The organism is Rhizobacter sp. P3_C12, from assembly GCF_056402735.1.
The window spans coordinates 1-10,965 of the sequence record NZ_JBFUGW010000212.1; the positions used below are offsets into that span (position 1 = coordinate 1).

A 10,965-nucleotide genomic window follows, 5' to 3' on the forward strand; every position below is an offset into this window, starting at 1 on the left:
GCCAGGCCGCGTGGGCCGCCTGGGGCTACGGATCGCCGCCGCCCGCCGGCACGTGGCGCCTCGAAGCGCCCGCCGACCTGCTGGCCCGCCTGCCAGTGCGCACACCGATTCATCAATAACCAGGAGACACGCCATGCTCACCGGAGGACGTTCGACCCTGACCCAGTTCCTGATCGAGGAGCGGCGCCGCCACCCCGAGGCCACCGGCGACCTGAACGCGCTGATCACCGATCTCTCGCTCGCCTGCAAGACCATCGCACGCAAGGTGGCCTATGGCGCGCTGGACGGCGCGCTCGGCAGCGCCGGCACCGGCAACGTGCAGGGCGAGGAGCAGAAGACGCTCGACGTGCTGGGCAACGCGCTGTTCCTGCGCGCCACCGAGTGGGGTGGGCACCTGGCCGGCATGGTGTCCGAGGAGCTGGAGGCGCCGTACACGCTGCCGCCCGAGCATCCGCGCGGCAAGTACCTGCTGCTGTTCGACCCGCTCGACGGCTCGTCGAACATCGACGTCAACGTGGCGGTCGGCAGCATCTTCTCGGTGCTGCGCGCGGTCACGCCGGGGCAGGATCCGCAGCCGCGGGATTTCCTGCAGCCCGGCACGCAGCAGGTCTGCGCCGGCTACGCGATCTACGGGCCGTCGACCATGCTGGTGCTGACGCTCGGCCGCGGCACGCATGCCTTCACGCTCGACCCGCTGCTCGGCGAATGGGTGCTCAGCCACCCCGGCCTGCGCATTCCCGAGAAGACCTGCGAGTTCGCGATCAACGCGTCGAACAGCCGCTTCTGGGAGCCGGCCGTCAAGCGCTACGTCGACGAGTGCCTGGCCGGCCAGACCGGCACGCGCGGCGCCGACTTCAACATGCGCTGGATCGCCTCGCTGGTGGCCGAGACGCACCGCATCCTGATGCGCGGCGGCGTGTTCCTGTACCCGCGCGACAGCAAGGATCCGTCGCGTGCCGGCCGGCTGCGCCTGCTGTACGAGGCGAACCCGATCTCGTTCCTGATCGAGCAGGCCGGCGGCGGCGCGAGCACCGGCCGCTCGCGGCTGATGGAGGTGCAGCCCGACGCGCTGCACCAGCGCATCGGCTTCGTCTTCGGTTCGCGCCACGAGGTGGCGCGCATCGAGACCTACCACCGCGACGAACCGGCGGCCGCCTATGATTCGCCGCTGTTCGGCAAGCGCGGCCTGTTCGCGGCCACGGTCTGAGGGGGCGCTGCCATGTCCGCGCTGCACCCCGTCATCGCCATCACCGGTTCGTCCGGCGCCGGCACCACCTCGGTCACGAAGACCTTCGAGAACATCTTCCGCCGCGAGGGCGTGGCGGCCGCGATCGTCGAAGGCGACAGCTTCCACCGCTACGACCGCGAGGCCATGAAGGCGGCGATGGCCGAGGCCGAGCAGAACCACCGGCCGCACTTCAGCCATTTCGGCGAGGACGCCAACCTGTTCGCCGAGCTGCAAGAGCTGTTCCGCAGCTATGCCGAGACCGGCACCGGGCAAAGCCGCAAGTACCTGCACAACGACGAGGAGGCCGCGCCGTACCAGCAGCCGCCGGGCACCTTCACCGCCTGGGCGCCGCTGCCGCCGAGCAGCCTGCTGTTCTACGAGGGCCTGCACGGCGGCGTGACGACCGACAAGGTCGACGTGGCGCGCTTCACCGACCTGCTGATCGGCGTGGTGCCGGTGATCAACCTGGAGTGGATCCAGAAGATCCACCGCGACCGCAGCACGCGCGGCTATTCGACCGAGGCGGTGACCAGCGTGATCCTGCGCCGCATGCACGAGTACGTGGAATACATCTGCCCGCAGTTCACGCGCACGCACATCAACTTCCAGCGCGTGCCGGTGGTCGACACCTCGGATCCGTTCATCGCGCGCACCATCCCGACCGCCGACGAGAGCCTGGTGGTGATCCGCTTCGCGAACCCGCGCGGCATCGATTTTCCGTACCTGCTGTCGATGCTGCACGACTCGTTCATGTCGCGTGCCAACACGCTGGTGGTGCCGGGCGGGAAGATGGAGCTCGCGATGCAGCTGATCTTCACGCCGATGATCATGCGGCTGGTGGAGCAACGGAAGAATTTGCTGTAGCGAAAGCACTGAAGCGCGGCGGCGGGGGCGCGGGCTACCATGCCGCGGCCATGCTCTACGCCGAAACCGCACCGTACCGCGTGCACGAACTTCGCGTGCCGGGTGGCCACGTGCTGCACGTCGAGGAGAGCGGAAATCCGCAGGGCATCCCGGTGGTGGTGCTGCATGGCGGCCCGGGTTCCGGCAGCTCGCCGCTGCTGCGCCGCTTCTTCGATCCGGCCCGCTACCGCATCGTCAGCCCCGACCAGCGCGGTGCGGGCAGGAGCCAGCCGCGCGGCAGCACGGTCGACAACACCACCGCCCACCTGGTGGCCGACCTGGAGACGCTGCGCGAGGCGCTCGGCATCGCGCGCTGGCGGGTGGTCGGCGGCTCGTGGGGTGCCACGCTCGCACTGGCGTATGCCATGGCGCATCCGGGCGCGGTGGCCGGGCTGCTGCTGCGCGCCACCTTCCTCGCGCGCGAGGACGACATCACCGGCTTCTTTCAAGAGGTTCCGGCCGGGCAGGGCGAGGCCTGGGTGCAGTTCGCATCCATCGCGCCGCCCGAGCAGCGCCGCGCCTTGCTGCCGTTCCTCGCGCAAGGCCTGGCCATCGATGACAAGACGGATGCCGACACCGCGCGCCGCATCGCGCTGGCCTGGTGGCGCTGGGAAAGCACGCTCGCGACCGGCGCCGTGGCACAGCCCGAGCCGTCGGGCGCGGCGCTCGAGGCGCAGGTCGACCGCTACCGCGTGCAGAGCCACTACCTGCTGCACCGCTGCTGGCTCGATGACCCGCCGCTGCTCGATCGCTGCGACCGCCTGCCGGTGGTGCCGACGCTGCTGCTGCACGGCAGCGAAGACCGCATCTGCCGGCCCCAGGGCGCTGTCGCGCTGCACCAGCGCCTGCCGCACAGCCACCTGCGCCTCGTCGAGGGCGCCGGCCACGATCCCTCGCATCCGGCGATGGTGCGCGCGATGGTCGAGGCGCTGGACGGCTACGCAGCGCACGGGCATTTCGAAGCAGAACGGGCCGAGCGCCGGGCCGCTCCCAAGCCGGCCCGTGTCCCCTCGGGGGACCGTCCGACGTACCCGTCGGACGAGGGGTCGTCATGACTCTGAGGCTGAAGATCCACCTGATCGTCGGGCTGCTGACGCTGCTGTTCCTGTTCGTGATGATGGGCCTGGAGCTGCGCAGCATGCGCGCGTCGGTGAACGAGGAAGTGGTGGCCGCCAACCGCGTGGCCGGGCAGTTCATGAACCGCACCGTGTGGCGCTACGCGGCCCAGGGCACGCCGGCGGTGCTGGCCTTCCTGCAGGGCATGGGCCGCGTGCGCTCGAACGACATCACGCTGCTCGACCGGCAGGGCGCGGTGCTCTATGCCTCGCCGCCATCGCCCTACAAGCCGGGCCGCGATGCGCCCGACTGGTTCGACGCACTGGTCGCGCCGCCGCCGGCCGTGCAGTCGCTGGACCTGCCCGACGGCCGGCTGACGGTGCAGGCGAACGCCTCGCGCGCCGTGCTCGACGCCTGGGACGAGGCCATCACGCTGGTGTTCGGGGCCGTCGTGATGCTGGTGGTACTCAACGGGCTGGTGTACTGGCTGGTCGGGCGCACGCTGCGGCCGTTCGGCCAGATCGTCGCGGCGCTGAACCAGCTGGAAGGTGGCCGCTTCGATGTCTCGCTGCCGCCGCTGCCCGGGGCCGAGGCCGGCACCATCGGCAAGGCCTTCAACCGCATGGTCGGCATGCTGCAGGGCCACATCGAGACCGAGCGCCGCGCGGTGCGTGCCGAGCTGCAGCTCTCCGAGAGCCGCGAGCTGACGCGCTGGGTCGACCACCAGATCGAGCAGGAGCGCCACCTGATCGCGCGCGAGCTGCATGACGAACTGGGCCAGTCGGTGACGGCGATGCGCAGCATGGCGCTGTCGATCGCGCAGCGCATGCGCACRCTCGATCCGCAGGCCGAGCAGGCGGCGCGCCTGATCGCCGACGAGTCGTCGCGCCTGTACGACGCGATGCACGGCATCATCCCGCGCCTCGCGCCGCTGGTGCTCGACAACTTCGGGCTCGCCGAGGCGCTGGCCGACCTGGCCGAGCGCACGCGCCGCAGCCACCCCGGCGTGCAGATCGAGCTGCAGTCCGAGATGGACGGCGTGGCACTCGGCAGCGAGGCGGYACTCGCGCTGTACCGCGCCGCGCAGGAGGGCCTGACGAACGCGCTGCGCCATGGCCAGGCGCAGCGGGTCGGCGTGCGGCTGCGCGCCGCGGCCGACGGCATCCTGCTCGAACTCGTCGACGACGGTGTCGGCCTGCCGCCGGACTGGGCCCAGAAAAAGGGCCACCATGGCCTGCGCTGGCTGGCCGAACGGGTGCAGGGCCTGGGCGGCAGTTTCGAGCTGGTGTCCATCACCCCGCATGGCGTGCGCCTGACGGTGCGCCTGCCGTCCCCCACCAAGGAGGTTGCCCCCGCATGATCCGCGTGATGCTCGTCGACGACCATGCGCTGGTGCGCATGGGTTTTCGGATGCTGCTGGCCGATGCCGGCATCGAGGTCGTGGCCGAGGCCGACACCGGCGAACAGGCGTGCGCCGACTACCCGAAGCTCAAGCCCGACGTGGTGGTGATGGACTTGTCGATGCCTGGCATGGGCGGGCTCGAGGCCGTGCGGCGGTTGCTGGCGCAGGACCCGAAGGCCCGCGTGCTGGTGCTGTCGGCGCACGAGGACACAGCCCACCCTCGGCGGGTGATGCAGGCCGGTGCGCTCGGCTACCTGACCAAGCGCGGCGCGCCCGAGGCGTTGATCGCCGCGGTGACCGCGGTGGCCGAACACCGCCCGTATGTGGACGCGCAGACCGCCCAGGTGCTGGCGCTGGCCCAGATGAAGGGCGACACGAACCCGGCCGAGGCCCTCAGCGAGCGCGAGTTCTCCGTCTTCATCCAGCTCGCGCGCGGCCTGACCGTGGCGCAGATCGCCGCCAACCTGAACCTGTCGCCGAGCACGGTGGGCACGCACCTTTACCACGTGAAGCAGAAGCTGGGGGCCGGCAACCAGTCCGAGCTGACGCTGGTGGCGCTGCACTGGGGGCTGATCCAGGCGTGACGGGTCCGGCATGGCACCGGGTTTGCCCGTGCACTGCGACACGGCGCCCCCCGATTCGAGGCGGATGTGCGGGAAAACCCTTGCTTCTGGCCCGTTTGTTGCGTCGTAATGCCTCACAGGGCCTGCAGTCCGGGCCCACGCAGGAGAGTGATGCGATGCGGCGCTGGCTGGTGTTGATGGGGGTGGCCTCGGTGGTGGGCGTCGCGCAGGGCGAGGACATCACGCAGGTGCTGGAGCGCTCGCAAAGCGTGCGGCTGGAGCGCATGTCGCCGGCACCGGTCGAGAGCATGCGGGCGCAGAAGGTGCGTGACAGCTTCGAGATGCTGGCGCACCGGCTGGGGTTGCAGGATGCGGTCGAGTTGCGCGTGGTGCGTGGCGAGGTGGTCGCCGAGACGCTGCAGGGCCGGGTGGTGATCGTGAATGAAGGCCTGGGCGACTGGTCCGACGAGGGCCGGCAGTTCGTGCTGGCGCACGAGCTGGGCCACGTGGCGCTGGCGCACTGGGCGCAAATGGGCGTGATGTACCAGAAATGGGTGCCGGGCAGCGTCACCCCCGAGCAGACCGACCCGGTCGCCGGCCGCCTGGGGCGCGAAGCGTCGGGCCTGGCCTACCAGCAGGAATACGAGGCCGATGCGTTTGCGCTGCGCACGCTGGAGAGCATGGGCGTGTCACGAGACACGGTGATCTCGGCCTTCATGCGACTCGGCGTGACCAAGGACACGGCGACGCATCCGGGCACGCACCGGAGGTTGGCTGCGCTGCGCGCGCAGTGATGCATAGGTGGTGTGCGCAAAGGCGCGTGGGGGGAGGCCATGGCGCGCCGGCCGGGTCGGTCATCGCCCCCTGGGGGGCGATGACTGCCCTCCGCTGACTGGTTTCATGGCCCGTCGCCGAAACTCCCGCCACTCACTTCGTTCGTTGTGGTCAAACAGTCGGCGACAGTCAGTGCACGAAGCGTGCTGCGCACGCGGGCCATGAAACCAGACAGCTCCGGCGACCCGTCTTTGTTGGCGCTCCACRGCCTCCCCCCACGCGCCTTYRTGCCACCGCMCTGCTCCTTCGACTTTGACAAGCGAACAAATGGGAATGGATGCCCGGGTTGGCACCCGGGCTACAAGCCGCGCTCGTTCTTCATTCCGCATCGAGCTACTGGTTCAGCGAAGGCGCGGGCGGGGAGTGTGGGGAGCGCCAATCAGGGCGGGGCGCCGGAGCCGTCTGCTTTCATGAACCGCGCGCGCAGCGCGCTTCGTGCACTGACTGTCGCCGACTGTTTGACCACAACGAACGAAGTGAGTGGAGGGAGTTTCGGCGACGGTTCATGAAAGCAGATGGCGCAGGGGAGTCATCGCCCCGCCAGGGGCGATGACCGCACCGACCGGCGAGCCCCACACCCTCCGCCCGCGCCTTTGCACGCGCAGAACTACGCCAGCAATTCAACCCTCAAATTGGCTAGACGGACGACAGAGAACCCACCGCCCGTGCGGCCTCGGTGACCAGCTCCGGCCCCTTGTAGATGAAGCCGGTGTAGAGCTGCACCAGGTCGGCACCGGCCGCGATCTTCGATTGCGCGTCGGCACCGCTCAGCACGCCACCGACGCCGATGATCGGGTAGCCCGCGCCCAGCGCGGCGCGCAGCTGCCCGATCACCCGGTTCGAGGCCGCCAGCACCGGCGCGCCGCTCAGGCCGCCGGCCTCTTCGCCGTGCGGCAGGTGCTTCACCGCATCGCGCGCGATCGTTGTGTTGGTCGCGATCACGCCGTCGATCGCGTTCTTCCGCAACGTGGCGGCGATCACGCCGACCTGCGCCTCGTCGAGGTCGGGCGCGATCTTCACGAACACCGGCACGACGYGGCCGTGCTGCTTCGCCAGCTGCTGCCTGCGATCCTGCACCGCCGAGAGCAGCGCATCCAGCGCCTCGTCGCTCTGCAGCGCGCGCAGGTTCTTCGTGTTCGGCGACGAGATGTTCACCGTCACGTAGTCGGCATGCGGGTACACGCCGTCCAGGCACAGCAGGTAGTCGTCGACCGCGCGCTCGATCGGCGTCGCCGCGTTCTTGCCGATGTTCAGCCCCAGCACGCCGCCCTGCGCCCGGAAGCGCGCCTGCTTCACGTTGGCGATGAAGGCCTCGAGCCCCTGGTTGTTGAAGCCGAGCCGGTTGATCAGCGCGTTCGCCTGCGGCAGGCGGAACATGCGCGGCTTCGGGTTGCCCGGCTGGCCGAGCGGCGTCACGGTGCCGACCTCGATGAAGCCGAAACCCATCGCGGCCAGCCCGTCGATGCAACGGCCGTTCTTGTCGAGCCCGGCCGCCAGGCCGATGYGGTTCGGAAAGCGGATGCCCGCCACCGTCACCGGATCGTCGACCTGCGGCTGCGCAACGGCACAGATCAGCGGCGTGCGCTGGATGCGCGCGAGGGCGCCGAGCGTCAGGTCATGCGCCTGCTCGGGGTCGAGGCCGAACAGGAAGGGGCGAGTGAGGGCGTACGGAACCAGGGCCATGGGATGAATGCGGGGACCAGCGTCTTGGATAATCGCGGATTGTCTCAAACGACCCGCTCCGCCATGACACAGGATGAACTGAAGGCCCTCGTCGGGCAGGCCGCGCTGGCCTACGTGCAACCCGGCAGCATCGTCGGCGTGGGCACCGGCTCCACGGTGAACTGCTTCATCGACGCGCTGGCCGGCATCAAGGACCGCATCGCCGGCGCCGTCTCCAGCAGCGAACGAAGCTCCGAGCGGCTGCGCGCGCACGGCATCGCGGTGCTCGACAGCAATGCCGTCGACACCATCCCGGTCTACATCGACGGCGCCGACGAGATCGACCACCACGGCTTCATGATCAAGGGCGGCGGCGCCGCGCTCACGCGCGAGAAGATCGTCGCCGACATCGCGCAGAACTTCGTCTGCATCGCCGATGAATCGAAGCTCGTCGACACGCTCGGCCGCTTCCCGGTGCCGGTGGAGGTGATCCCGATGGCGGCCGCGCAGATCGCGCGGCGGCTGCGCGGCCTCGGCGGCGATGCGCAGCTGCGCGCCGGCGTCGTCACCGACAACGGCTGCAGCATCCTCGACGTGCGCGGCCTGGCCATCATCGACCCGGTGGCGATGGAGCGCGAGATCAACCAGTGGCCGGGCGTCGTCACCGTCGGCATCTTCGCGCGCAACCGGGCCGGCGCCTGCCTGCTGGGCACCGCGCAGGGCGTGAAGACGCTGACGTTCTGATCCACTCCCGGGCCTCGCGCGCCCCCAAAAAGGGCGTAACCTCGGGCCTGTTCCGAATCCGCTGAAAAAGGACGGCCCATGGCCAAACCCAACTACTCGTTCGAAAAGCGCCAGCGCGAGCTGGCCAAGAAAAAGAAGAAGGAAGAGAAGCTGAAGGAGAAGGAGCTTCGCAAGACCAGCCCGGGCTCCGGCGATGCCGGACAGGGCGACGAGTCCTCCGAAGGCCAGACCCAGGAAGCAGGCGCCGGAGACCAGCCGGCGCCCTGAGCGCCGCGAATGCTGTGGGTGCCATGCGCCCCCCAGGCAAACCGCCGGCGCCCGGCGCCTACGCGGCCGCGCTGAAGGCCGGCTTCGAGGCGACCTCCACGCAGGTGCAGCAGATGCACCAGGCGATCGCCGACCAGGCCTTCGCGACGCTGCAGCACGTGCCCGTGGTCGCAGCGCCGGCCCGCTGGGTGCAGCGGGTGCACGACATGGTCAGCACGGTGGTCCACACGACAGTGCGCCAGACCGGCGCCGCCGCCCTCACGCTGGCCGGCCATGCCGAACAACGCCTCACCGATCCGACACGCCAGCCCGGCGCGCGCGAGCAGGCCCTGCGCAGCGCGCTGAACGGCGTGGCCGGCGATGCGCTGCAGGCGGCGGGCAACCCGCTCGCGGTGCGCATGGCCTTGTATCCCGAAGGCGTGGTGCCGGGGGAGCGGGTCTGCCTGTTCATCCACGGGCTGGCCTGCGACGAACACAGCTGGACGGTCGCGCGTGCCGAGTCGGCCGGCGATTCCTACCCGGCGATGGCCGAGCGCGAGTTCGGCGCCACGCCGCTTTTCCTCCGCTACAACAGCGGGTTGTCGATCAGCGACAACGGCCGTGCGCTGTCGGCGCTGATGGCGCAATGGATCGAATCGACGCCCGGGCGCGCCGCATCGATCGTGCTGGTGGGCCACAGCATGGGCGGGCTGGTCGCGCGCGCCGCCTGCGAGCAGGCGCTGGCCGACGGCAGCCCGTGGCTCGGTCGCATCCGGATGCTGGTCTGCCTGGGCACACCGCACCGCGGTGCGCCGCTGGAACGGGCCGGGCATGTGCTCTCTTCGGTGCTGGATGCATCGGCGATGACACGGCCGCTGAGCCGGCTCGCCGATGCGCGCAGCCGCGGCATCCGCGACCTGCGCCACGGCGCGGCGCCGAGCACGCTGGCGGTGCCGATGCGGCTCGTCGCGGGCCTGGGCGACGGCCTGGTGCGGCCCGGCAGCGCGGCGGATCCGGCGCTGGCCGGTGATGTCGAACGCGTCGAGATCGACGGCGTCGGCCACATGGACCTGCTGAACCACCCGCGCGTCGCGGCCGCGCTGCGCCGCTGGTTGCGCGCGGCCTGGGCCTGATCAGCGGGCGTCGCGCCGCACCTGGCGGGCGATGAAGCGGCCCGGATCGATCGCATCGAGCAGGCTGCTTTCAAGCGGCGCCGGTGCGCCGGTGATCGCCGACGCGAGCGTCTCTGCGCCGAGGGTCGACCAGGTGATGCCGCGCGAACCCAGCGCGGTGAACACGAACAGGCCCGGCACGCGCGGCACGAAGCGGACCTGGTCGATCGCGCGCGTGCGGGGCGCGTGAAGGTCGGGCACCGCGCCGACGATCGGCAGGCGGTCGCCCGCCACCCAGCGCCACGCGGTGCGGCCTTGCAGCGCGCCGGCATCGACCGGCGCAGCCTGCCCGGTCAGGTTCTGGTACTGCGCGAGGTTGTGGGCGTGGTCCGCCTGCCGCAACTCGGCGGCCATGTCGCCGGCCGCACTGGTGGCGCCGAACACCGCCATGCCGTCGATCGGCGGCAGCAGGTAGCCGGCGCCGGCCAGCGGAATGCGCGGCAGCGCCCAGCCCGCGGTGTCGGCCGGCGCGAAGCTCAGCTGGCCCCGCACGGCCTCGACGGACCACGCGGGCTGGCCGAGCAGCCGCAACGCATCGCCGGCGTTCGCGAGCACCAGCACCGGTGCACTGGCGATGCTCGCGCCCTGCACGTCTCTCACGTGCCAGCGGCCCTCGTCGTCGTGGTGGATCGACTCGACCTGAATGCCGCCACGCCAGCGGATCTGCTCGCCGCCTTGTGCGATGAACCAGCGCACCAGCGCGCCCGGCTGCACCCAGCCGCCCTGCGGGTAGAACCAGGCCGGGTGGCGCAACGCCAGGCCTGCAAGGCGACCGGCCGCATCGGCATCGAGCGCCTGCACATAGGTCGCCGGCAAGCCCACGCGATCGAGCACCGCCTGCATCGCGGCCGCATCGGGCAGCGCGGTCTCCAGTCTCAGCAAACCGGCCAGCGAACCGGGCACGCCGTCGCGCAGCGCATCGGCCAGCACGCGCGCGAGCTCCAGCGCGGCTGCGCGGTTGAAGCGCGCATGCGTGCCGTCCTGCGCATTGACGATGCCGTGGAACAGGCCGGCCGGGTTGCCGGAGGCCTCCTGCGCCGGGCTCGCGTGCCGGTCGAGCAGCTCGCAGTGCCAGCCCTGCGCGGCGAGCGCGGCGGCCGTGGCGCTGCCGGCCAGACCCGCGCCGACGACGATCGCGCGGCGCTCCGCTGGCGG

11 protein-coding genes are annotated in these 10,965 nt (G+C 70.8%); 9 read left to right on the plus strand and 2 right to left on the minus strand.

Annotated elements, in window-relative coordinates:
• The first annotated feature begins 133 nt into the window (after positions 1-133).
• From AC1DXV_RS25170 to AC1DXV_RS25195, 6 genes are all read left to right on the plus strand, one after another.
• Positions 134-1,207 (plus strand): class 1 fructose-bisphosphatase, encoded by a 1,074-nt coding sequence (locus AC1DXV_RS25170; RefSeq protein WP_477936104.1) that lies wholly within the window; start codon positions 134-136, stop codon positions 1,205-1,207.
• 12 nt (positions 1,208-1,219) lie between these two features.
• Entirely contained in the window at positions 1,220-2,092 is an 873-nt protein-coding gene (locus tag AC1DXV_RS25175; protein WP_477936106.1) for a phosphoribulokinase, read from the plus strand.
• Between the two features lie 50 nt (positions 2,093-2,142).
• The gene (locus tag AC1DXV_RS25180) at positions 2,143-3,186 is read left to right on the plus strand and encodes an alpha/beta fold hydrolase (RefSeq protein WP_477872763.1); all 1,044 of its coding nucleotides are present in this window, start codon (positions 2,143-2,145) and stop codon (positions 3,184-3,186) included.
• On the plus strand, positions 3,183-4,547 hold the full coding sequence (locus AC1DXV_RS25185) for a HAMP domain-containing protein (RefSeq protein ID WP_477936108.1): 1,365 nt from the start codon (positions 3,183-3,185) through the stop codon (positions 4,545-4,547). The genes AC1DXV_RS25180 and AC1DXV_RS25185 overlap by 4 nt, the downstream gene beginning before the upstream one ends.
• On the plus strand, positions 4,544-5,173 hold the full coding sequence (locus AC1DXV_RS25190) for a response regulator (RefSeq protein WP_465112198.1): 630 nt from the start codon (positions 4,544-4,546) through the stop codon (positions 5,171-5,173). The genes AC1DXV_RS25185 and AC1DXV_RS25190 overlap by 4 nt, the downstream gene beginning before the upstream one ends.
• Positions 5,174-5,328: 155 nt before the next feature.
• Positions 5,329-5,946, plus strand: a complete 618-nt coding sequence (locus AC1DXV_RS25195; RefSeq protein ID WP_477936110.1) for a M48 family metalloprotease — start codon at positions 5,329-5,331, stop codon at positions 5,944-5,946.
• Between the two features lie 676 nt (positions 5,947-6,622).
• Here the strand turns inward: AC1DXV_RS25195 and AC1DXV_RS25200 are convergent.
• Complete coding sequence (locus tag AC1DXV_RS25200; protein WP_477936112.1) at positions 6,623-7,669, minus strand: quinone-dependent dihydroorotate dehydrogenase; 1,047 nt, start codon at positions 7,667-7,669, stop codon at positions 6,623-6,625.
• A 63-nt stretch (positions 7,670-7,732) separates the two neighbouring features.
• Here AC1DXV_RS25200 and rpiA point away from each other — a divergent pair, with 63 nt between their 5' ends.
• The 3 genes from rpiA to AC1DXV_RS25215 all read left to right on the plus strand — a co-directional run bounded on the left by rpiA (position 7,733) and on the right by AC1DXV_RS25215 (position 9,771).
• On the plus strand, positions 7,733-8,392 hold the full coding sequence (gene rpiA, locus AC1DXV_RS25205; RefSeq protein ID WP_477873257.1) for a ribose-5-phosphate isomerase RpiA: 660 nt from the start codon (positions 7,733-7,735) through the stop codon (positions 8,390-8,392).
• Positions 8,393-8,470: 78 nt separating this feature from the next.
• Positions 8,471-8,659 (plus strand): hypothetical protein, encoded by a 189-nt coding sequence (locus tag AC1DXV_RS25210; RefSeq protein WP_477873255.1) that lies wholly within the window; start codon positions 8,471-8,473, stop codon positions 8,657-8,659.
• A gap of 23 nt (positions 8,660-8,682) precedes the next feature.
• Positions 8,683-9,771 carry a PGAP1-like alpha/beta domain-containing protein gene (locus AC1DXV_RS25215; protein ID WP_477936114.1) on the plus strand — a complete coding sequence of 363 codons (1,089 nt, stop codon included), beginning with the start codon at positions 8,683-8,685 and terminating at the stop codon, positions 9,769-9,771.
• Here AC1DXV_RS25215 and mnmC1 read toward each other — a convergent pair.
• On the minus strand, positions 9,772-10,965 hold a 1,194-nt coding region (gene mnmC1, locus AC1DXV_RS25220; protein ID WP_477936116.1), incomplete at its 5' end, for an FAD-dependent 5-carboxymethylaminomethyl-2-thiouridine(34) oxidoreductase MnmC1.